22 protein-coding genes are annotated in these 21,501 nt (G+C 62.5%); 13 read left to right on the top strand and 9 right to left on the bottom strand.

What is annotated here, in order from left to right; genetic code table 11:
* Positions 1 to 9: 9 nt before the first annotated feature.
* Together NKL06_RS20125 and NKL06_RS20130 are read right to left on the bottom strand one after the other, a co-directional pair.
* A complete protein-coding gene (locus NKL06_RS20125; protein ID WP_023685368.1) occupies positions 10 to 1,317 on the bottom strand; it encodes a YeaH/YhbH family protein in 1,308 nt (435 codons plus the stop codon).
* Positions 1,318 to 1,334: 17 nt separating this feature from the next.
* The gene (locus NKL06_RS20130; RefSeq protein ID WP_023685367.1) at positions 1,335 to 3,284 is read right to left on the bottom strand and encodes a PrkA family serine protein kinase; all 1,950 of its coding nucleotides are present in this window, start codon (positions 3,282 to 3,284) and stop codon (positions 1,335 to 1,337) included.
* 173 nt (positions 3,285 to 3,457) lie between these two features.
* Between NKL06_RS20130 and NKL06_RS20135 the strand changes: the two genes are divergently transcribed.
* Together NKL06_RS20135 and NKL06_RS20140 are read left to right on the top strand one after the other, a co-directional pair.
* Positions 3,458 to 3,709 (top strand): hypothetical protein, encoded by a 252-nt coding sequence (locus NKL06_RS20135; protein WP_245260666.1) that lies wholly within the window; start codon positions 3,458 to 3,460, stop codon positions 3,707 to 3,709.
* 112 nt (positions 3,710 to 3,821) lie between these two features.
* Positions 3,822 to 5,375: an acetolactate synthase large subunit gene (locus NKL06_RS20140; protein WP_023694053.1), complete on the top strand. Its 1,554-nt coding sequence runs from the start codon at positions 3,822 to 3,824 to the stop codon at positions 5,373 to 5,375.
* A 12-nt stretch (positions 5,376 to 5,387) separates the two neighbouring features.
* On the opposite strand, the gene NKL06_RS20145 is transcribed toward NKL06_RS20140, so the two are convergent.
* A complete protein-coding gene (locus tag NKL06_RS20145) occupies positions 5,388 to 5,690 on the bottom strand; it encodes a BolA family protein (protein WP_023694052.1) in 303 nt (100 codons plus the stop codon).
* Positions 5,691 to 5,858: 168 nt separating this feature from the next.
* Between NKL06_RS20145 and NKL06_RS20150 the strand changes: the two genes are divergently transcribed.
* The 4 genes from NKL06_RS20150 (at position 5,859) to NKL06_RS20165 (ending at position 10,530) form a co-directional block, all read left to right on the top strand.
* Positions 5,859 to 6,488, top strand: a complete 630-nt coding sequence (locus NKL06_RS20150; protein WP_032887126.1) for a J domain-containing protein — start codon at positions 5,859 to 5,861, stop codon at positions 6,486 to 6,488.
* Between the two features lie 123 nt (positions 6,489 to 6,611).
* Positions 6,612 to 7,598 (top strand): cobaltochelatase subunit CobS, encoded by a 987-nt coding sequence (gene cobS / locus NKL06_RS20155; RefSeq protein WP_023670677.1) that lies wholly within the window; start codon positions 6,612 to 6,614, stop codon positions 7,596 to 7,598.
* A gap of 11 nt (positions 7,599 to 7,609) precedes the next feature.
* Entirely contained in the window at positions 7,610 to 9,508 is a 1,899-nt protein-coding gene (gene cobT, locus NKL06_RS20160) for a cobaltochelatase subunit CobT (RefSeq protein WP_023694051.1), read from the top strand.
* The gene (locus NKL06_RS20165; protein ID WP_023694050.1) at positions 9,505 to 10,530 is read left to right on the top strand and encodes an esterase-like activity of phytase family protein; all 1,026 of its coding nucleotides are present in this window, start codon (positions 9,505 to 9,507) and stop codon (positions 10,528 to 10,530) included. The genes cobT and NKL06_RS20165 overlap by 4 nt, the downstream gene beginning before the upstream one ends.
* A gap of 5 nt (positions 10,531 to 10,535) precedes the next feature.
* On the opposite strand, the gene NKL06_RS20170 is transcribed toward NKL06_RS20165, so the two are convergent.
* From NKL06_RS20170 to rpmB, 3 genes are all read right to left on the bottom strand, one after another.
* Positions 10,536 to 11,207 (bottom strand): polyamine aminopropyltransferase, encoded by a 672-nt coding sequence (locus tag NKL06_RS20170; RefSeq protein ID WP_023694049.1) that lies wholly within the window; start codon positions 11,205 to 11,207, stop codon positions 10,536 to 10,538.
* Positions 11,208 to 11,210: 3 nt separating this feature from the next.
* The gene (locus NKL06_RS20175; RefSeq protein WP_023694048.1) at positions 11,211 to 11,891 is read right to left on the bottom strand and encodes a queuosine precursor transporter; all 681 of its coding nucleotides are present in this window, start codon (positions 11,889 to 11,891) and stop codon (positions 11,211 to 11,213) included.
* Positions 11,892 to 12,053: 162 nt separating this feature from the next.
* Positions 12,054 to 12,350 carry a 50S ribosomal protein L28 gene (rpmB, locus tag NKL06_RS20180; RefSeq protein ID WP_023670682.1) on the bottom strand — a complete coding sequence of 99 codons (297 nt, stop codon included), beginning with the start codon at positions 12,348 to 12,350 and terminating at the stop codon, positions 12,054 to 12,056.
* A gap of 259 nt (positions 12,351 to 12,609) precedes the next feature.
* Here rpmB and NKL06_RS20185 point away from each other — a divergent pair, with 259 nt between their 5' ends.
* The 3 genes from NKL06_RS20185 to NKL06_RS20195 are packed head-to-tail and all read left to right on the top strand — an operon-like array spanning position 12,610 to position 15,011.
* Positions 12,610 to 13,410, top strand: a complete 801-nt coding sequence (locus NKL06_RS20185) for a DUF3108 domain-containing protein (protein WP_023686727.1) — start codon at positions 12,610 to 12,612, stop codon at positions 13,408 to 13,410.
* 45 nt (positions 13,411 to 13,455) lie between these two features.
* Entirely contained in the window at positions 13,456 to 14,343 is an 888-nt protein-coding gene (gene yddG / locus NKL06_RS20190; RefSeq protein ID WP_023694047.1) for an aromatic amino acid exporter YddG, read from the top strand.
* Complete coding sequence (locus tag NKL06_RS20195) at positions 14,340 to 15,011, top strand: lysoplasmalogenase family protein (RefSeq protein ID WP_023694046.1); 672 nt, start codon at positions 14,340 to 14,342, stop codon at positions 15,009 to 15,011. Before yddG ends, NKL06_RS20195 begins: the two co-directional genes overlap by 4 nt.
* Here NKL06_RS20195 and NKL06_RS20200 read toward each other — a convergent pair.
* Together NKL06_RS20200 and gloB are read right to left on the bottom strand one after the other, a co-directional pair.
* Positions 14,986 to 15,438 (bottom strand): cupin domain-containing protein, encoded by a 453-nt coding sequence (locus NKL06_RS20200; protein ID WP_023694045.1) that lies wholly within the window; start codon positions 15,436 to 15,438, stop codon positions 14,986 to 14,988. The genes NKL06_RS20195 and NKL06_RS20200 overlap by 26 nt on opposite strands.
* A 20-nt stretch (positions 15,439 to 15,458) precedes the next feature.
* Entirely contained in the window at positions 15,459 to 16,226 is a 768-nt protein-coding gene (gloB, locus tag NKL06_RS20205; RefSeq protein ID WP_023694044.1) for a hydroxyacylglutathione hydrolase, read from the bottom strand.
* A gap of 118 nt (positions 16,227 to 16,344) precedes the next feature.
* Here gloB and NKL06_RS20210 point away from each other — a divergent pair, with 118 nt between their 5' ends.
* The 3 genes from NKL06_RS20210 (at position 16,345) to NKL06_RS20220 (ending at position 19,938) form a co-directional block, all read left to right on the top strand.
* Positions 16,345 to 17,127, top strand: coding sequence for a class I SAM-dependent methyltransferase (locus tag NKL06_RS20210; protein ID WP_023670688.1), 783 nt, complete (start codon positions 16,345 to 16,347; stop codon positions 17,125 to 17,127).
* A 137-nt stretch (positions 17,128 to 17,264) separates the two neighbouring features.
* Complete coding sequence (locus NKL06_RS20215) at positions 17,265 to 19,085, top strand: ABC transporter ATP-binding protein/permease (RefSeq protein ID WP_023694043.1); 1,821 nt, start codon at positions 17,265 to 17,267, stop codon at positions 19,083 to 19,085.
* A 64-nt stretch (positions 19,086 to 19,149) separates the two neighbouring features.
* Positions 19,150 to 19,938, top strand: coding sequence for a DUF1194 domain-containing protein (locus NKL06_RS20220; RefSeq protein ID WP_023694042.1), 789 nt, complete (start codon positions 19,150 to 19,152; stop codon positions 19,936 to 19,938).
* A gap of 51 nt (positions 19,939 to 19,989) precedes the next feature.
* Here NKL06_RS20220 and NKL06_RS20225 read toward each other — a convergent pair whose 3' ends face one another.
* Positions 19,990 to 20,925, bottom strand: coding sequence for a glycosyltransferase family 2 protein (locus tag NKL06_RS20225; protein WP_023673297.1), 936 nt, complete (start codon positions 20,923 to 20,925; stop codon positions 19,990 to 19,992).
* A 248-nt stretch (positions 20,926 to 21,173) separates the two neighbouring features.
* Here NKL06_RS20225 and NKL06_RS20230 point away from each other — a divergent pair, with 248 nt between their 5' ends.
* Entirely contained in the window at positions 21,174 to 21,494 is a 321-nt protein-coding gene (locus NKL06_RS20230) for a DUF1330 domain-containing protein (RefSeq protein ID WP_023694041.1), read from the top strand.
* The last annotated feature ends 7 nt before the right edge of the window (positions 21,495 to 21,501 follow it).

The following is a 21,501-nucleotide window of genomic DNA, read 5'->3' on the forward strand; positions in this document are numbered from 1 at the left end:
CTCTCTCTCTCAAGCGCTCTTGATGGCCACCGGCTGCCTGGCGAAGAGCCGGTGGAAGACCGGGTAAATATCCGCGGGAGCAGCGATGCGGCTCATCTGGAAGTTGGGCCATTTCAGCTCGATCGTACTGTAGGCGCGCCAAAGCGACGTCCCGTTTTCGGTAGCACCGAATATGTGGCTCTCGCGTTCGTCGATGATCTCGACATAGGCGAAATACTGGCACAGGCGCATGAGCTTGCCGTTCATGAGCTCTATGCATCGCTCGGAATCGGTGGTGAAATTGTCCCCGTCAGAGGCCTGCGCGGCGTAAATGTTCCACTCGCTGGCAGGATAGCGCTGGCCGATAATGCGGTGCATTTCGTCGAGCGCGGTGGAGACGATCGTACCGCCGCTCTGCGTGTTGTAGAAGAACGTGTCCTCATCCACTTCGTGCGCCTCATGGGTATGGCGGATGAAGACGATCTCCGTGCGTTCGTAGCGCCGTTTCAAGAACAGGTGCAGCAGCACGAAGAAGCGTTTGGCCAAGTCCTTTTCGCGTTGGCCCATCGATCCGGACACGTCCATAAGGCAGAACATGACGGCATTGGCATTCGGCACCGGCCGGGCGTCGAAGCGGTTGAATCGGATATCGACCGGATCGACAAAGGCAATTCGCCTGCGCCGTCGCTCCAGCCGGTCAAGCTCGTCGCGTAATTCCGCGATGCGCTGGCGCACCGCCGCGCCGGCCGGGGCCGACTCAAGCGTGACGATTTCCCGGAGGATCGCCTCCAGTTCCTGCTGCGTGGGGCGCCTCAGCGCAATGCGCCGGCCTAGGCTGTTGCGCATCGTGCGGCCGGCATTGATGTTGGTCGGGGAACCAGTTGCCGCGAAGCCGGCCCGGCGCGGCTTGAAGGCAAGGATTTCCTTGAGATTGAGCTTAACCAGGTCGGGCAGTTCGAGATCCTCAAAAAAGAGTTCGAGCACCTCCTCGCGTGACAGCACGAAACGAAAATCGTCTTCCGACGCCGTGTTTCCTGGCGACGACGCCGCGCCGCCCCCATGCGGCTTCGGGAGCAGGTCTCCAGGGGAAAAATGCCTGTTGCCCGGAAGGATGTGTCGGCGCCGTCCGCTGGCCCTGTCATCGTTGAAGCTCGGCTCGGCCGTTTTCCTTTCAGGCATGGGCACGGCGTGCTCGGTATCCACGTCGGCGATCCTGCCAGTGCGGATTTGATCGCGAATGCTCCGCTTCAACTCCTCGCGAGCACGCCTGAGGAAGCGCTGTCGATTGCCAAGGCTCTTGTCCTTGGGGTTCAGGCGACGGTCGATGAAGATCGGCATGGAACCATCCGGCTCTGTCAACCCGCCTTGTTCACCCGCATGTACCAGTCCACCAGCCGGCGTACCTGCCGTTCTGTGTAGCCACGCTCGATCATGCGCTGTACGAATTCGTTATGGCGCTTTTCCGTAACGCTGTCTTGCTTGGAGCCGAAGCTGATCACCGGCAAGAGGTCCTCGACCTGTCCGAACATCCGCTTCTCGATGACCTCGCGCAGTTTTTCATAGCTGGTCCATGACGGGTTGCGGCCGTGGTTTCTTGCGCGAGCGCGCAGAGTGAACTTCACCACCTCGTTACGGAAGTCCTTGGGATTGGCGATGCCTGCCGGTTTCTCGACCTGCGAAAGTTCGTTGTCCAGGATCTCCCGGTTGAGGATCTGGCCGGTGTCGGGGTCCTTGTAGTCCTGGTCCTCAATCCAGGCATCCGCATAGGCGATGTAGCGGTCGAAGAGGTTCTGGCCGTATTCGCTATAGGACTCCAGATAGGCCTTCTGGATTTCGTGGCCGATAAACTCGGCGTAGCGCGCCGCAAGCTCCGACTTGATGAATTCAAGATAGGCCGCTTCCGTTTCCTTCGGGAACTGCTCCCGCTTGATCGCCTCCTCCAGAATGTACATCAGATGCACAGGATCGGCGGCCACCTCCTCATTATCGAAGTTGAATGTCTGCGAAAGGATCTTAAAGGCAAAGCGCGTGCTGACGCCCGTCATGCCTTCATCGACGCCGGCGGCGTCGCGATACTCTTGGACCGACTTTGCCCTGGGATCGACTTCCTTCAGATTTTCGCCGTCATAGGCGCGCATCTTGGTGTAGAGCGGCGAGTTGTCGTGCTCGGCCAAGCGCGTCGAAACTGCAAAGCGGCTGAGGATGTCCAAAACTTCAGGGGCACAGGGGCTGGCGGCCAACTCGCTCTCACGCAGCAATTTCTCATAGATCTGCCTCTCTTCGGTGATCCGCAGGCAATAGGGTACCTTGACCACCAGGATGCGATCGAGAAACGCCTCATTGTTCTTGTTGCTCTTGAACTGTTGCCATTCCGACTCGTTGGAATGGGCGACGATGATCCCCTGGTAGGGAAAGGCGCCGAAATTTTCAGTGCCGTTGTAGCTGCCTTCCTGTGTCGCGGTCAGCAGCGGATGCAGAACCTTGATGGGTGCCTTGAACATCTCGACGAATTCAAGCAGACCTTGCGTGGTCCGGTTCAGGCCACCGCTATAGGAATAGGCATCGGGGTCGGACTGGCTAAAATTTTCCAATTGCCTGATGTCGACCTTGCCGACCAGGGCCGAGACATCCTGATTGTTCTCATCGCCAGGTTCGGTCTTGGCAATGCCGATCTGGCGCAGCCGCGAAGGCATCAGCTTGACGACGCTGAATTTGGAAATGTCGCCAGACAATTCGTCGAGGCGCTTGGCCGCCCATGGCGAAATCAATCCGTTCAGCCGGCGCCGGGCTATGCCGTATTTATCCTCTAGCAGATCACCCATGTGATCGGGATGGAACAGCCCAAGCGGCGACTCGAAAACCGGGCTGATCTGGTTGCCGACCTTCAGCGTGTAGATCGGGCGCTGCTCCATCAGTTTCTTCAGGCGCTCGGCCAGGGAGGATTTGCCGCCGCCGACCGGGCCGAGGAGATAGAGGATCTGCTTGCGTTCTTCGAGCCCCTGCGAGGCATAGCGGAAATACCCGGCTATGCGCTCGATCGTATCCTCCATTCCATAGAAGTCGGAAAAATGAGGGTAGACCTTGAGGGTCCGATTCGCGAAAATGCGGCCGAGCCGCTCGTCTTTGCTGGTGTCAACCAGTTTTGGTTCGCCGATTGCGTCGACCATCCTTTCGGGAGCCGAAGCATACATCGATTTGTCTTCCCGACAGGCAAGAAGATACTGTTGGATGCTGACCTCTTCGTCCGCCGCATTGGCATAAATTTCCGAAAAAAGATCGAAGACGTCGGATTGGGTTGCACGCATGATGTTCTGCCCTCGGAGCCGATCTGGATTCCAATCGCCTCATCACCTTCAACTGTCGGAAAGCATTGTTGGTTCCCTTCACATGAAGGAGAGTGGCTGCAATCCGGGTAGAAGGCTTGGGAGGAAACATTCGGAGTGGCTGGAATGGCGGGTTGCCCGGTGCTGCGGCGCTGATGGGCGGCGTTGTCGCCGGCCAGCTATCTCGATGGACACAAGCATCCGCCGACCTTCATCGCCTATTCGCGCGCCGAAGGCTGCGACGACCAATCGAAGGCTTTGCCAAGCGCCTGCGCGCCACCGGCACTGAAGTGACGCTGTTCGACGGCAACGCCTACACGCATATGTCGATCAATCACGACTTCGGCGAGGACGTCGACGCGTTGACCGCCGCGATGCTGGCCTTCCTGAATGCGACCGTCGGTTGATCCCGGATCCCCGCGAGGCGTCCTGGATCAGACCAAAAGCCCCGGCGGGACATTGCCGACCCGGCGCCTACAGGTGCAATTGTTCCTGAATTGTCGATTGGGAAAGAAAATCATGAATGGCGCCGATCTGCTGTGCGACGTGCTCCTGGCCAATGACGTCACGGTCTGCTTCGCCAATCCTGGCACATCCGAAATGCATTTCGTTGCCGCACTGGACCGCAAACCTCAGATGCGCTGCGTGCTCGGCCTGTTCGAGGGCGTGGTGACCGGCGCCGCCGACGGCTATGCGCGCATGACCGACCGCCCGGCAGCAACGTTGCTGCATACCGGACCGGGTCTCGCCAACGGTTTGGCCAACATGCACAACGCAAGGCGTGCGCGCAGCCCGATGATCAACATTGTCGGCGACCATGCTTCTTACCATCTGCCGCTCGATGCCCCGCTGACCAGCGACATAGAAGGCCTGGCGTCGCCGATGTCGAACTGGGTTGGCCGCGTCAAGGGGCCGGCCGATATTGTGCCGGCCGCAGAGGCGGCTTTCCGCGCTTCACTCACGCCGCCTGGCGTCACGACCTTGATCCTGCCTGCGGATGCCGCCTGGGGCGAAGTTGCTGCGATTTCGCCTGGCAAGGTGAAGCTGGAGCCGCCGCCCGCCGTCGACATGGATGTTGTGCGCACGATCGCCGAAGCAATCCGCGCCGCGCCGGGCCGTGTCGGCATGGTGGTGCGTGGGCAGGCGGCGCGCGCCGATGGACTTGAAATCGCAGGGAGAATCTCATCGGGAAGCGATGTCAGGCTGTTCAGTGAGGTTCTGATCGCCCGCATGCAGCGCGGCCGCGGGCGGTTCGCCCCGACCCGCATTCCCTATCCGGTCGATGCGGCGACGGCCACGCTCCGGGACATCGATTTGCTGGTGCTGGTCGGCGCCAAGGAGCCGGTTGCCTTCTTCGCTTATCCCGGCAAGCCCGGGCGGCTGGTTCGGGACGATTGCAAGGTGCTTTCGCTGGCGGCGCATGGCCAGGATCTGAAAGCGGCGCTGGAGGCGCTGGCCGACGAACTCGGCATCAAGCCGACGCAGCAATTCACCGCGGCAACCGCCTTTCCAGACGAAACGACGCTGAGCGGGAGACTGACGGACGATGCCATCGCGCTGTCGATAGCGCGCAAACTTCCGGCCAATGCCATCGTCTGCGACGAAGCAGTCACCTCGGCGAGACGGTTCTTCGCGCTATCCGCCTTTGCGGCGCCGCACGACTACATGATGGGTACGGGCGGATCGATCGGCGGCGGCATTCCCATGGCTACCGGCGCAGCGATCGCCTGCCCGGACCGCAAGGTGATCAATCTCGAAGCCGACGGCAGCGGTATGTACACGGTGCAGGGACTGTGGACCCAGGCCAGGGAAAAGCTTGACGTGCTGACCATCATCTTTTCCAACCGGACCTACGCCATCCTGCATGGCGAAATGAAGAATGTCGGGGTCAATGAAATCGGCGAGAACGCCAGGCGCATGCTCGATCTCGACCATCCTGCGCTGGACTGGGTTGCGCTGGCCAAAGGCATGGGCGTCGAGGCGGCCCGCGCCGACACGTGCGAACGGTTCGACGCGCTGCTCGACAGTGCGCTGTCGCGTCCGGGACCGTTTCTCATCGAAGCGGTGATCTGAGGCGGAAGAGACTTACCAGCGGGTCTTTTCGCCGGGTGCAGCCGGTTCGATTGCCAGCGCATGGACGCCGCCTTGCAACTCCGCTGCTAGCAATTCGTTGACGGCGCGGTGGCGGTCGATGCGGCTCATGCCGGCAAAGACGGATGAGACGATGCGGACGCGAAAATGCGTCTCGCCAGTGCCGTCATAGGCACCGTGATGGTCGGAGCCGTGGTGGTGATGACCGGCATGGAGATGGCTTTCATTGACGATCGCCAGCCGCTCCGGCGAAAACGCCTTGTTTAGCTTGTCTTCCATCGTCGCCTGTATGGACATCGCCATCTCCCTTCACCATATCTGCAAGGCGTGATCGGGAAATCGGGATCGATCCCGCCGGGCCGCCTCAAAAATCGCCATTCGCCCTGCTTTATGCCGCGATTCAGCGGTTAGGGCGATGATCGCGAAAATGTCAATTCTTGTTTCGCACGTGCGAACAGCCCATAAATGGGTGAGATGAAACCGTACCCCAAATATTTCGAGAAAATTCGGGTCCGTCCCGACAAGGATGCGGAGCTGAAGTCGCACTCGCCGATCTGCCAGTGGGACGGCTGCAAGGAGGCCGGTACTCACCGGGCGCCGGTCGGACGCATGAAGGAAGGCGAGTATTTTCAGTTCTGCTTCGATCATGTGCGCGAATACAACAAGGGTTTCAACTACTTCTCCGGCGTGCCGGACACCGAGATCGCCCGCTTCCAGAAGGAAGCGATGACCGGCCACCGGCCGACATGGAAGATGGGCGTCGCCGGCGCCTCGACGCGCTCCTCGCCCGATTTCGCCCAGCAGCGTTCCGGTCGCGCCGGCTATTACAACCGCATGCGCGATCCCTTCGATCTGTTCAAAGGGCCGAAGGACCCGCGCGAGGCGCGCGAACGCAAGGCCAAGCCGCTTGAGGCCAAGGCACTGGAAACGCTTGGCCTTGATACAAAGGCGACTGGCAAGGACATCAAGGCGCGCTATAAGGAACTTGTGAAGCGCCACCATCCGGATGCGAATGGCGGCGATAGAGGTTCGGAAGACCGGTTCCGCGATGTGCTGCAGGCCTATCGCGTGCTCAAGCAGGCGGGTTTGTGCTGAGCAACCTAACGGTTCGTGTCGTTTTCCAACTTTCATAAGGGTGGAAAAGGCTCTAAGACCGCCCCCGGACAAAATCGATTGCCGGCGAAATCAGGCATTTCGCCCGTGGAGACTTGGATAGAGATGAACAAGGTCGATCGCGACATCGCCAATTTGCCCGACACGACGGTGTCGGTGAAAGACAAATTCGGCTTCGAGTCCAAGATGGTGGTGCCGGCCTATTCGGTAACCTCGGAACATGTGCCGGACATCGATCCGGATTATCTGTTCGACAAGGCGACGACGCTGGCGATCCTTGCCGGCTTTGCCTACAACCGCCGCGTCATGGTGTCTGGCTATCACGGCACCGGCAAATCGACGCACATCGAACAGGTCGCCGCCCGCCTTAACTGGCCCTGCGTGCGCGTCAACCTCGACAGCCATGTCAGCCGTATCGACCTCGTCGGCAAGGACGCCATCGTCGTCAAGGATGGCCTGCAGATCACCGAATTCCGCGACGGCATCCTGCCCTGGGCCTACCAGCACAATGTCGCGCTCTGCTTTGACGAGTACGATGCCGGCCGTCCGGACGTGATGTTCGTCATCCAGCGCGTGCTGGAATCGTCGGGCCGCCTGACGCTGCTCGACCAGAGCCGGGTCATCCGCCCGCATCCGGCGTTCCGGCTGTTTTCGACCGCCAACACGGTCGGCCTCGGCGACACCACCGGCCTCTATCACGGCACGCAGCAGATCAACCAGGCGCAGATGGATCGCTGGTCGATCGTCACCACGCTGAACTACCTGCCGCACGACAATGAGGTGAACATCGTGCTGGCCAAGGCCAAGCACTATCGCGACGGCAAGGGCAAGGACATCGTCAACAAGATGGTGCGCGTCGCCGACATGACGCGCTCGGCCTTCATCAATGGCGATCTGTCGACCGTGATGAGCCCGCGTACCGTCATCACCTGGGCCGAAAATGCCGAGATCTTCGGCAATATCGGCATGGCGTTCCGGCTGACCTTCCTCAACAAGTGCGACGAGCTGGAGCGTTCGGTGGTGGCCGAGTTCTACCAGCGCGCCTTCGGCGAGGATTTGCCCGAGAGCGCCGCCAACGTGGTGCTGGGGTAAGCTGAGCCTCGATGGCGGGTCCGGGCGACAACACGCGCAACAAGTCGAAGACGGGGTCTGAAGCCGACAGCTTCAAGCGTGCCGTCACCGTCTGCATGCGCGCCATCGCCGGCGACAAGGAGCTCGAAGTCGGTTTCGCCAAGGACCGCCCGGCGCTCGCCGGCAGCCGCGCCCGACTGCCCGAACTGCCGAAGAAAGCGTCCAAGACAGACATCGCGATTACTCGTGGCCTGGGCGATTCCATGGCGCTGAAGCGCGCCTGCCACGATCAGCGCATCCACACCAAACTGGCGCCGGAAGGCAAGCTGGCGCGCTCGATCTATGACGCCGTGGAACAGGCCCGCGTCGAGGCGATCGGCAGCCGCGCCATGCAAGGCGTCGCCGACAATATCGGCTCGATGCTGGAGGACAAATACGCCAAGGCCAACCTTGTCGACGTCAAGGACAAGGCCGACGCGCCGATCGAGGAAGCGCTGGCGCTGATGGTGCGCGAGAAGCTGACCGGGCGGCCGATCCCGAAGAGCGGCGAGCGTCTGGTCGACCTCTGGCGACCCTGGGTCGAGGAGAAGGCCAAGGCCGATCTCGACGGACTGTCGGCCAAGCTCGGCGACCAGCAGGCCTTCGCCCGCGTCGTGCGTGAGATGCTGGCGTCCATGGAGATGGCCGAGGAACTCGGCGACGATCAGGAGACCGAAGACTCCGAGGACAATGACGACAACCAGCCGCAAGGCGAGGAGCAGAGCGAGGAGGGCGGCGAAGAGGATTCCGGCTCCGAGCAGTCGCAGTCCGAGGATGCCGAGGCCTCGGCCGACGACGAACAGTCGTCCGAGACGGAGGCGTCCGACGCCACCGCCGACGATCTTTCCGACGATGACGATGCGGACGCCGAAACGCCGGGCGAAGCCCGCCGCAACGACAACCCCTTCACCAATCTGCCGAAAGAGATCGACTACAAGGTTTTCACCACCGCCTTCGACGAGACGGTCGGTGCGGAAGAGCTGTGCGAGGAGGAAGAACTCGACCGGCTGCGCGCCTTCCTCGACAAGCAGTTGGCCAATCTCTCCGGCGTCGTCGGCCGGCTCGCCAACCGGCTGCAGCGCCGCCTGATGGCGCAGCAGAACCGTTCCTGGGATTTCGACCTCGAAGAGGGTTATCTCGATCCGGCACGCCTGGTTCGTGTCGTCATCGATCCGATGCAGCCCTTGTCGTTCAAGCAGGAGCGCGACACCAAATTCCGCGACACGGTGGTGACGCTGGTGCTCGACAATTCGGGCTCGATGCGCGGCCGGCCGATCACGGTTGCCGCCACCTGTGCCGACATTCTGGCGCGCACGCTGGAGCGCTGCGGCGTCTCGGTCGAGATCCTCGGCTTCACCACGCGGGCGTGGAAGGGCGGACAGGCGCGCGAGAAATGGCTGAAGGACGGCAAGCCGCCGAACCCCGGCCGGCTCAACGATCTGCGCCACATCATCTACAAATCCGCCGATCATCCGTGGCGCCGCGCCCGGCGCAATCTCGGCCTGATGATGCGCGAGGGCCTGCTCAAGGAAAACATCGACGGCGAGGCGTTGTTATGGGCGCACAACCGGCTGATCGCCCGGCCCGAACAGCGCAAGATCCTGATGATGATCTCGGACGGCGCGCCGGTCGACGATTCGACGCTGTCGGTCAATCCTGGCAACTATCTCGAGCGGCACCTGCGCGCCGTCATCGAGCTGATCGAGACGCGCTCGCCGGTCGAGCTTCTGGCCATCGGCATCGGCCACGACGTCACCCGCTATTACAGGCGCGCCGTCACCATCGTCGATGCCGAGGAACTGGCCGGCGCCATGACCGAGCAGCTGGCCTCGCTGTTCGCCGAGGAAAACGTGCGCGATACACGTCGCGGCGGCTACCGGCGCGCCGGATGATTTTTTTGCGCGGCGGGTTTCGGCAGATGCTCTTCGCGGTCACTGCCTTGTCCGGCATGGCGTTTGCGCCGGCCATCGCCGCCGGCCCAAGCGCGGTCGAGCCGGTCGAAGTCTCGGCGCGACCGATCACCACCTTCCATATCGGCAGCGCCGACAAGCAGTTTGGGCCGCTGGAATTCGTCGGCGGTCTTGAGATGAACTCGACGACGCGCGATTTCGGCGCGCTGTCGGCATTTCGGTTCGTCAAACCCGGCAGCGATTTCATCGGCGTCGCCGATACGGGCTTCTGGTTCTTCGGCTCGATCACCCATGATGCCGACAAGCGGCCGTCCGGCATCCAGAATTTCCGCATGCAGCAGATGGTCGATGAGAAGGGCCGGCCGATCGACAGGAAATGGGAAGTCGATGCCGAGGGCCTTGCAGTCAAGGACGGCATCGCCACCGTCGGCTTCGAGCGCGATCACCGCGTCGCCCAGTTCAAGATCGACCCCAGCAACATGACGGCGCCGTTCAAGCAACTGAACTTTCTGGTTCCAGCCCGCGAACTGCGACAGAACCGCGGTTTCGAGACCGTCACCCACGCCAATTCCAACGGCCAGCACGAGGGCGGCCTCGTCGTGGTCTCGGAAAAGAGCTTGGACAAGGCTGGCAACATCTATGCCGCCATCATCGAAGGGCCGCACAAGGGCGTCTTCACGGTCAAGCGCAACGGTGATTTCGACATCACTGACGGCGCTTTCCTGCCGGATGGCGACCTGCTGCTTTTGGAGCGCAGTTTCTCGATGGCCGGCGGTGTCAGGATGCGGCTAAGGCGCATCTATGGCGAAAGCGTCGAGAAGGGCGCGGTTGCCGACGGGCCGGTGCTGATGGAAGCCGACATGGGCTACCAGATCGACAATATGGAAGGACTCGACGTCTGGACCCGCGATGACGGAGCGCTGATGGTGTCGCTGATCTCGGACGACAACCACTCGATCCTGCAGCGCAACCTCTATCTGGAATTCATCCTGCACCAGGATTGAGAGCCCTAAGGCTTGGTGGCGATCCAGATGACGTGGCGCGCGCCGCGCTTGCCATTGGCGCGCGTCTTCACCTCGTCCACGACAAAGCCCGCCTGCTTGAGCCTAAGTGTGAAGCCGGCATCGGGGCCTTGCGACCAAACAGCCAGCACGCCCCCGGGCCTGAGCGCTGCACGCGCCGCGCCGAGGCCGGCAGCGCCATAGAGGGCGTCGTTGCCCTTGTAGACGATGCCTTCGGGGCCATTGTCGACATCGAGCAGGATGGCGTCCCAGGCTGCCTTGTCGGATCTTATGATGTGCCCGACGTCGGCTTCGCGAACCGTCACACGGGGATCGTCGAGACAGCCGGCGAAGACCGCCTCCATGGGGCCGCGCGCCCAGGCGATGACGGCGGGGACAAGCTCGGCAACGGTGATGCCTGCGTCGGCGCCCATTTGGGCAAGCGCAGCGCGCAGTGTAAAACCCATGCCGAGGCCGCCGATCAGGATTTTCGGTTGGGCGCGGCCGCCGATCTTTTCACAGGAGAGCTTGGCCAGCGCTTCCTCGGAGCCGCTGAGGCGGCTGTTCATCAGCTCATTGGTGCCGAGCATGATCGAGAATTCGCTGCCGCGCTGCTTGAGGCGCAGTTCCTGTCCGCCGTCAGGCGTTTTGGCCGAGCCGAGCTGGACCCAAGGGATCACGGCCTAGACAGCCACGGTCGGCTGGCTCCAGTGGGCGGCGAGCAGCCGGTAGGGGATCAGGGCCACAACAGCGATGATCAGCTTCACCGAAAGGTCGCCCAGCGCCCAGGAGACCCAGCGCATGGTCTCGACCGGCAGCACGCCCATCAGCGGCGCCGTCTCCAGCGCAAAACCGTCGTTCGGGCCGGCAAAAGCGAAGGCGGCCGAAAAGGCGATGCTGAAGAACACCAGGGTGTCGAACACCGAGCCGACCAGCGTGCCGACGATCGGCGCGCGCCACCAGCTCTGCCGGCGCAACCGGTTGAACACGGTGACGTCGAGCAATTGCGCGCAAAGGAAGGCCGCGCCGGAAGCTGCGGCGATGCGCACCAGCCGGTCGGCTGATGTCTCGAACTCGATCAGGCCGTGGCGAAACAGGAAGGGCGGGACGAGGATCGAGCAGACCACAGCGGTCATGAAGCCGACAAGGACGATGCGGCGCGCAACGGTCGGCCCGTAGCGGCGGTTGGCAAGGTCGGTGACCAGGAAGGAGAAGGGATAGGTGAAGGCGCCCCAGGTCAGGATGTCGCCCAGCGACAGACCGCCGGCCTGGCCCTGCATCGGGAACTGCACGAGGATGTTCGATGCCACGACGACAAGCGCCATGGCGGCCACAAAGGGCAGATATCGCGAGAAGGAAGTCATTTTTTTATCCTGGGTAATGGAACCAGCCAGGCGCTAGCCGAAATCCGGATCGCGCTGCCTTGCAAGTTTTGAGCATCGGATTGCTCCGATGCTGCTGCCTTAGAAGTTTTGAGCATCGGATTGCTCCGATGCTCAGGGCGGTCGTCCCCCGCCTTGATATCGTTAAGCGGCGGGCTGGTCGGCCAGCTTCTTGGCGATCTGCTTCTTCAACAGGCGCGCGCGCTGCGACAGTTCCTTGGCGTCGGCCTTGGCCAGGAAGGCGTCGAGGCCGCCGCGATGCTCGACCGAACGCAGCGCGTTGGCCGAAATGCGCAGGCGCACATTCTGGTTCAGCGCTTCCGAAATCAGCGTCACATTGACGAGGTTCGGCAGGAAGCGGCGCTTGGTCTTGTTGTTGGCGTGGCTCACATTGTTGCCGGTCTGGACTGCCTTGGCAGTGAGTTCGCAAGTACGGGACATGGTTCTAACCTTCAGTTCTGTCTAAGCCTGCCAAACCTTGTTCGCCCGCGCCGGGTGGCGCGCGGTTTCAGTCAGGCGGCCTTATGGAAAAGTTGGCGTTCCTTAGTTGCATTTCGCCAATGCGTCAAGCTCCGGCTTGCCCACGACTGTGACGGGCGTTTCACATAAAGGCCGAAATTCAGCCTATAAGCGGTCGGACAGGGACATTTCAAGCCGGAGTCGCCCGCCTCCGGTTAAAAAATCAAGGACCGAGCCCGCCATGCTTCGCCCGTCACATGCCGTTGTCGCCATACTTGTCGCCGCCTTGCCGACTTCAATCCTTGCCGCCGCGCCCGCAGCCACCGCACAGTCCTTCAAGGGCGAATACACGGTGTCGTTCCTCGGCCTTTCCGTGGCCAAGGCGACATTTTCCAGCCACTACGAAGGCGATAGCTATTCCATAGAGGGCACCGTCTCCAGCGCCGGTCTCGCCACCTTGTTCGACGACACGAGCGGCACGATCTCGTCAAAGGGCAAGATTCTGGGCAAGCAGATGCAGCCGCAGGTATTTCGCGCCGATTATAAGTCCGGCAAGAAGGCTTCCATGGTCGATATCCGCTTTGCCAATGGCGCGGTGACCGCCACCCAGGTCATTCCCGAGCCGAAAAAGCGCAATCCCAAAAACTGGATACCGCTGGGCAGCAACGATCTGGCATCGGTGCTCGATCCGATGGCGGCTACCGTCATCCATGCCGACAGCCTCGACCAGGTCTGTGGGCGCAAGGTGAAATTCTATGACGGCGAGATGCGCGCCGACCTGACGCTGACCTACGCCTCGAAAGGATCGATCTCGGTCAAGGGCTACAAGGGCGACACCGTTACCTGCAAGATGAGCTTCGAGCCGGTGGCAGGCTACCGCAAGGGTCGCAAGGCGCTGAATTACCTGAAGAAGAAGAGCCAGATGATGGTGACGTTTGCACCGCTCGGCCAAACCGGCATATATGCGCCGATCCACGCCACGGTCGGGACGCAGATCGGCACCTTGACTGTCAGCGCGGGGCGGTTCGAAGCTACTGAATAGACGCGCCCACCCGAATAGAAATGGGGCGCGTCGCCGGAGACGGGCATGGGGCGCGCAACACTGATCGGTTTCTCGGCGGTCGCCATGTGGGCGCTGCTGGCGTTGCTCACCGATGCGTCGGGCGCCGTGCCGCCATTCTTGCTCTCGGCCATCACCTTCACCATCGGCACCGCGGTCGGGCTGGTTGCCCGGCTGTTCATGCCGGCGACCGATAAAAGCCTGAAGATCCCACGCCAGGTCTGGGTGATCGGCATTGCCGGACTGTTCGGCTACCATTTCTTCTATTTCACCGCGCTGCGCAACGCGCCGGCGGTGGAGGCAAGCCTGATCGCCTATCTGTGGCCGCTGCTGATCGTGCTGGGATCAGCGCTGATGCCGGGCGAGAAGCTGGCCTGGAACCATGTCGTGGGCGCGCTGCTCGGGCTCGCCGGGACCGTGCTGATCGTCACCAAGGGTGGCGGCCTCGCCTTCGATGCTCGCTACACCTTCGGCTATGCGATGGCGGCCGTGTGTGCGCTGCTGTGGTCGTCCTATTCGCTGCTGTCGCGGCGCTTTCCGGCGGTGCCGACCTCGATCGTCGCCTGGTTCTGCGCCGCCACGGCAGCCCTGTCCCTCATCTGCCATCTTCTGCTGGAAAAGACGGTGCTGCCCGATGGCCCCGGCCAGTGGCTGGCGGTGGTTGGTTTGGGGTTGATGCCGGTGGGTGCCGCCTTCTACGCCTGGGATATCGGCGTCAAACGAGGCAACATCCAGGTGCTCGGCGCGGCAAGCTATGCGGCGCCACTGCTGTCGACATTGGTGCTGATCGCGGCGGGCGTTGCCGAGCCGTCGCTGCGTATCCTGGCGGCCTGCGTGCTGATCACCGGCGGCGCGGCGCTGGCGGCGAAATCGTTGTTCCTGCGCAAGGCGGCAATGGGTGGGGCAAGCGCATGACCATGCCGTTTGCCGGCGGCATCGACGCCAACGCCAATGCAACATTGATTTTTTCGCTGGTGGCGGCAGTGATCTACGCCTTCACCCTGGATATGCGGCCGACGCTGGCCCGCTCGGCGGCAAAGACGCTGGCCGTGGCCATGCTTGCGGCACTCGCCTTCATGCAAGGTGGGCCGCTGTTGCTCGTCGTCGCACTGCTGCTCAGCGGCGTCGGCGATGCCTTCCTGTCGCGTGATGGCGAAAAGGCCTTCCTCGGCGGGCTGGCCAGCTTCCTTGCGGCGCATGTCCTCTATGTGCCGCTCTTCCTGCGCGGCGGCGGGCTGGATGTGCTCAGCACCGAGACATGGCGCGGCGCCATCGCGCTTGCCATGGCGGCCTTCGCAGTCGTCATGCTGGCGGCGCTCTGGCGCCGTGTCAGTCCCGGCCTGCGGGTGCCGATCGCCGTCTATATCGCGGCCATTCTGGCGATGGGCATCTCGGCGTTGACGCTCGACAATCCGTGGGTCATCGGCGGCGCTGTTATGTTCATGGCATCGGACGGGCTGCTTGCCGCGGAGAAATTCCTGGTTCCGGCAATAGCACCCTATCGCGCCGGCATCCGTTATGCGGTCTGGGTGCTGTACTATGCCGCCCAGTTGGCAATTACGCTCGGCTTTTTGCTACGCTAGGTTCCCAGCCCGGCTCGGCCATTTCGAACGCGGCGAAGTCGAAGCCCGGCGCCACGGTGCAGCCGACCAACGTCCATTCGCCGAGGCTGCGCGCCGATTGCCACCAGCCGGCCGGCACGACGATCTGCGGCCGCTCGCCCGCCGCAAGTTCAATGCCGAGCACCTGCTCGATCACCTGGTTAACCTTTGGACTGCCTTCCTCGCAGATTGACAGCGCCAGCGGCGCTCCGGCATGGAAGTGCCAGACCTCGGCCGCGTCCTTGACGCGGTGCCAGGCCGAAATCTGGTCCTGTTCAAGGAGGAAATAGATTGCCGTCGAATGGCCGCGCGCGCCACCCGCGCCGTCGCGAAAGGTCTCGGCATACCAGCCGCCTTCCGGATGCGGCTTGAGGCCGAGCGTGGCGATGATTTCAGCGGCGCTGGTCATGGCTGATCCCGGAACGATGCTCAGAAATTGTCCTTGCGCTTGCGAATTTCCGCGAACACTTCAGCGTCCGGGGCCGCCTCCATACCGAGATGCTTGCGGATCGCCGGGTCGTGCCAGCGCAGGAACGGATTGGTCGACAATTCCTCGCCGATCGTGGTCGGCAGCGTCGCCTTGTTGTCGGCGCGCAGGGTCTCGATCTTGGCGGCGCGTTCTTTCAGCGCCGAATTGGTCGGGTCGACGGTCAACGCAAAGCGGGCGTTCGAAAGCGTATACTCATGGCCGCAATAGATGACCGTGTCGGCCGGGAGTGCCGCCAGCTTCTTCAGCGACTCATACATCACCGGCGGCTTGCATTCGAACAGCCGGCCGCAGCCGAGCGCGAACAAAGTGTCGGCGGTGAACGCCACTTTCGAGGCCGGAAAATGATAGGAGACATGGCCCGCAGTGTGGCCGGGCGTGGCGATGACATCGATCCGCTCGCCGCCGAGATGGACGACCGAGCCTTGCCCGACGGTCTCGTCGATGCCGGGAATTTTTTCCTTTTCAGCCTCCGGTCCGACTATGCGCAGCTTGAAGCGCTCCTTCAGCGCCAGATTGGCCTCGACATGGTCGACATGGTGGTGGGTGGTCAGGATCATCGTCGGCTTCCAGCCGGTACGCTCGATCGCGGCAATGATCGGCGCTTCTTCGGGCGCGTCGATAATGGCGGTCTCGCCGCTTTTCGGGTCATGCACCAGCACGCCGAAATTGTCGCTGCGGCACATGAACTGTTCGATTTCGACGGGCATTGGCATCTCTCCATCTGTTGGCGCAGACATAGGGCGCTTGGCCGCCGATGTCACTCTAGCTTTGCAGAACGTGGCGGCTTTGTTGAACTTGGGCGGCATCGCAGCTACCGTCCCGCGCATGCATTCCGATATCGTCGATCTCCGCTCCTTCTATTCGACCACGCTCGGCCGCCTGGCTGAACGCTCGATCACCATGGCGCTGTCCTCAATATGGGCAACAGTGCCGAATGAGCGGCTGGTCGGGCTCGGCTATACCTTGCCGTGGCTGGAGCGGTTCGGCACCGATGCCGAGCGGGTGTTTGCCTTCATGCCTGCTACGCAAGGCGCCGTCGTCTGGCCGGCGAACGGGCCGACGGCTACGGCGCTGGTCTTCGACGAGGAATTGCCGCTGGTCGATTCCTGCATCGACCGCATGCTGCTCGTGCATTCGCTCGAACATGTCGAAAACCCGCGCGAGACGCTGAACGAGATCTGGCGGGTGCTGTCGCCGGCAGGGCGCGTCGTCATCGTCGTGCCCAACCGGCGCGGTGTCTGGGCGCGGTTCGAGCACACGCCGTTCGGCAATGGCCGGCCGTTCTCGCGCGGCCAGCTGACAGAATTGCTGCGCGAGGCGAATTTCACGCCGGCTTCCTGGTCCGACGCGCTGTTCTTCCCGCCATCGCCGCGGCGCTTCATGATGCGGTTCCACAATGTGCTGGAGCGCGCCGGCCGGCGGTTCTGGCCGATCTTTTCCGGCGTCATCGTGGTCGAGGCGCAGAAGCGGCTCTATCAGGGCGTGCCGGTCGCGCAGCGCGCTTCGCGCCGTGTCTTCGTGCCGGTACTGTCACCGCACGGTGCGACGCGGCTTGGCCGCCGGGCGGAAGGGGTGACATCGACGACGCGTCAGGTGACACCTTCGTGATCATCATGAAAACTGGTGTTGCGTGGGTTTTTCCCACCTATCTGTCGCAGATGCATTCGCGGTCCGTTTGAGCGGCGGATGCCTTCAAGTCTCTCCATCTGGTTTCAGCAACGCTTCTGAACGCAAGGACCTCGTGCATGGCTGATCAACCGGACAAGTCCGCCACCGCTCAGCCGGTAACCGTCGAAGCCAGCAGCCTGCGCGATCAGGTGGCGACGATCAAACGGGCGCTGATAGGCTCACCGGTGCGCAAGTGGCTGGTCTGGACGTCGGTCGGCATTATGGCGGTCATCGGCGCGACGTCGATCGGCCAGGTTCTGCTCAACCGCTGGAACCAGCCTTTCTACGATGCGCTGGCGCGTCGCGACATGGCGGCCTTCCTGCATCAGCTGATGATCTTTGCCGTGATTGCCGGCACGCTGCTGCTGCTCAACATCGCTCAGACCTGGCTCAACCAGATGATCCGGCTGAAGCTGCGCGAGGCGCTGACGCTCGACCTGATCGACCAATGGATGCGGCCGGCGCGGGCCTTCCGGCTCGCCAATGCCGGCGCCATCGGCGTCAATCCCGACCAGCGCATGCAGCAGGATGCCGCGCATCTGTCCGATCTGTCGACGGACCTCGGCGTCGGCCTGCTGCAATCCTTCATCCTGCTGGTGTCGTTCGTCGGCGTGCTTTGGCAACTCTCGTCGGGCTTCGTCTTCCACATCAACGGCTGGTCGCTGGCGATACCGGGCTACATGGTCTGGGCCGCGTTCCTCTATGCCGGCATCGCCTCCTGGCTGAGCTGGCTGGTCGGGCGGCCGCTGATCCGCCTCAACAGCGACCGCTACACCCGCGAGGCCGAGCTGCGTTCCGGGATGGTGCGCGTCAACGAGAATGTCGACGCCATCGCGCTCTATCACGGCGAAGCCGATGCCAAGAGACGGCTCGAAATCGACCTTGGCACGGTGCTGGGCGCGATGCGAAACATCTACAAAGCGCAGATCAACCTTTCCTGGGTGACCGATACCTATGGCTGGATCACCGTGGTGGCGCCGATCCTGGTGGCATCGCCGGTCTATTTTTCAGGCGACATCAGCTTTGGCGGGTTGATGATGGCGGTCGGCGCCTTCAACCAGGTGCACTCGTCGCTGCGCTGGTTCATCAACAATATCGGCGGCATCGCCGACTGGCGCGCCACGCTGATGCGCGTTGCCGACTTCCGCATCGCGCTCGATGAAACCGATGTGCTGCACGACAAGGAAAAGCGCATCGAATTCGGCGATAACGCCAATGGCAGCCTGACCTTCGAGAAGCTCCAAGTGGCCTCGCCGGAGGGCTGCACCAAACTTTCAGACAGCCATGTCGAGATCCATCCCGGAGAGCGCGTCATGATCACCGGCGACCCAGGCGCCGGCAAGACATTGTTCTTCCGCGCCATTGCCGGCCTCTGGCCCTGGGGCAGCGGGCGGATCGGCTTGCCGGCCGGAGAAACGCCGATTTTCGTGCCGCGTGTTCCGTATTTTCCTGCCGGCACGTTACGCGAAGTGCTGCATCCGAATGGCTCGGCGCCGGCTGGCGATGCTGATTTTGGGGCGGTGCTGGCCGAGGTCGGCCTCGAGCGGCTGTCATCCTCGCTCGACCGTTCCGCACGCTGGGAGCGGGAACTCAACGATGACGAACAGCGGTCGCTGGCCTTCGCCAGGCTGGCCTTGCGGCAGCCGAAATGGGTGATCATCGACGAAGCGATGGACGCGTTCGATGGTCCTTCGCTGCGAAGGGTACTGTCCATGCTGGAGAAACGCCTGCCGGAAACCGCGATCCTCAACATCGGGCGCGGACTGCACAATGGTCATTTCTTTCCACGCGCATTGAACATCGTGAAGGATACGGGTGCTGCGCCACTGAAACCCGCCCGAGTCAGGACCGGCGCCATCGACCCGCCGCCGAAAGCGGCCGTGCGGCGAAAGAAGTAGAAGGGGCTTTATTTCGCCGCGATCGCGGCGAAGATTCACGGGTCGAAACATCCGTGGTGCGGCCATGCTCGATGCGCTCAGCCTGCTTGCCTGCCTTGCCTGCACCACGCCCGTGGCTGCCCCGGCCGTTGCCGTGGATGTCGAACTGGTGCTGGCCGTCGACATATCACAGTCGATGGACGAGAGGGAGTTCGCGCTGCAGCGCGCTGGCTATGTCGAGGCGCTCAGGCATCCCGATTTCATCAAGGCCGTGCGCTCGGGAACCACCGGGCGCATCGCGCTTGCCTATTTCGAATGGGCGGGCGTCGTGCGCGAGGATGGCGTCATCGCCTGGCAGGTGATCGACAGCGCAGAGAGCGCCAACGCCTTCGCCGACAGAATAGAAGCGCGGCCGTTCCGCAGCTTTCGCGGCACCTCGATTTCCGGTGCGCTTGCCTTCGGCGCCGGGCTGTTCGAGGGCACGGGGTTCGATGCGCCACGCAGCGTCATCGACATTTCCGGCGACGGTCCCAACAACACCGGGCTGCCCGTCGCCACGACACGCGATGCGGCGGTGGCCAAGGGCATCGTCATCAACGGCCTGCCGATCCTGATCAGCCCGTCGCCGACGTTCAACCATCTCGACCAGTATTATGACGACTGCGTCACCGGTGGGCCCGGCTCCTTCGTGTTGCCGATCTATGCGGCCTCGGAATTCGCCACCGCCATACGCCGCAAGCTGATCCTGGAGGTGAGCGGCATCGCCGATGCGACCGTGGTCCCGATCGATGCCGCCGCACCCATGGACTGCCTACAGGGCGAACGCGACCGGCGGCTATATTCCGACCCATATCTGCCGGAACTCGACAAATGAGGTTTGAGGCAGTTCGGAGGGGAAAGCCGCTGCGCGGCTTGTCGGCAAACTTCAGGCCGGCCGTGCACCGTATTTGTCGCGAAATTCGGCATAGAGATCGCGGCGCCAGCGCCGGCCGCCGACATAGCCACGCAACAGCTGCGGCAGCGAATAGCCAAGCGCCTTCGACGACCGGTTGGCCATATAGCCGGAGAACGCCTGCGAAACCCTGCCCTTGAGTGCATCGGCGATGAGCTGCCGGGCGATCATGTAAGGCGGAATGTAGGGGTAGCGGTCGGCGATATAGGGGTGCTTGTCGATCAAGCTCGCATAGGCTTCGACATAGCCGTCCCGGCGACCGGAGATCGAATTCTCCGAGTTGTACTTTTTCCAGTCGATCACTTCGGACAGCTGCGCGCCGCTGCGACGGGCAAAGCGCAGCAACAATTCGCGATCCTGCATGCGCGTGACGTCACTGTCGTAGCCGCCGATGGCCAGCAGCGACTCGCGCCGGGCGGTGATTGCCGACCCGGCAATGAAGATGGTCTGCGCGACAAGGGCCCGCTCCAGCGAGTCGCGGCTCAGCAGCGCCTCGCGGTTGACGCAGTTGGTGCGGCGATTGCCCTTCAGCGACACGAAGGAACTGATCAGCACTTCGAGCGAGGGATTGTTGTCGAACTGCTCCAGCGTCCGCGCCAGGCGATCCGGCAAATAGACGTCGTCGGAATCGAGGAATGTCACCACCGGCGCCTGCGCCCGCTCGATGCCGGCATTGCGGGCGGCATTGGCGCCGCGCCATTTCGAGCCAACATAGATCAGCCGTGGATCGCGGATTTCGGCAAGTGCGGCTGCCGTACCGTCGGTCGAGCCGTCATCGACGACAATGTGTTCGAACCGGGGAAAATTCTGCGCCAGCACGCTCTCCACGGCGCGCACCACCTTGCTGCGGCGATTGTGCGTCGGTGTGATCACCGAGATCAGCGGAGCGAGGTCGGTTGCCTTGGACATGTTGCTTCGATTGTGCCCCGAAATGCCTGGAGGCCGGAGGTTTTGATGGTCGCCGTCCAAGCCTTACCCCGGGATGGCATTCGATTCGACGCTACAAAAAACCAGCGGCAATGTCATCACAAACTGTTGAGCCAGGACGCCGGTAAGCCGGCCGATTACCCCAGACGTAATCGACCGATGGCCATCATGTCTGCAGATTGCGCCAACGAAGCCGGTCGTCGGGCTTCGATCTCACAGGGAGTTCAGCCGTGGCCGCCTACGCCGTCGCCCATATGCGTCAAGTCACAATGGGCCCGCAGATTGTCGAGTATCTGCAGAGGATCGACGCCACATTGGAGCCGTTCGGCGGCCGCTTCCTTGTCCACGGCGGCGACATGGACGTGGTCGAAAACGAATGGCCCGGGCATCTGATCGTCATCGAGTTTCCGGACAGGGCGCATGCGTGGGGCTGGTACGATTCATCAGCCTATCGGGAGATTCTGGCCTTGCGCACCGACAACTCCCACGCCGATGTGATCATCGCCGATGGCGTTCAGCACCCGCACAAGGCGACGGACGTGCTGGAATAGGGGCAAA

The organism is Mesorhizobium sp. C268A, from assembly GCF_040324475.1.
GTDB lineage: Bacteria > Pseudomonadota > Alphaproteobacteria > Rhizobiales > Rhizobiaceae > Mesorhizobium.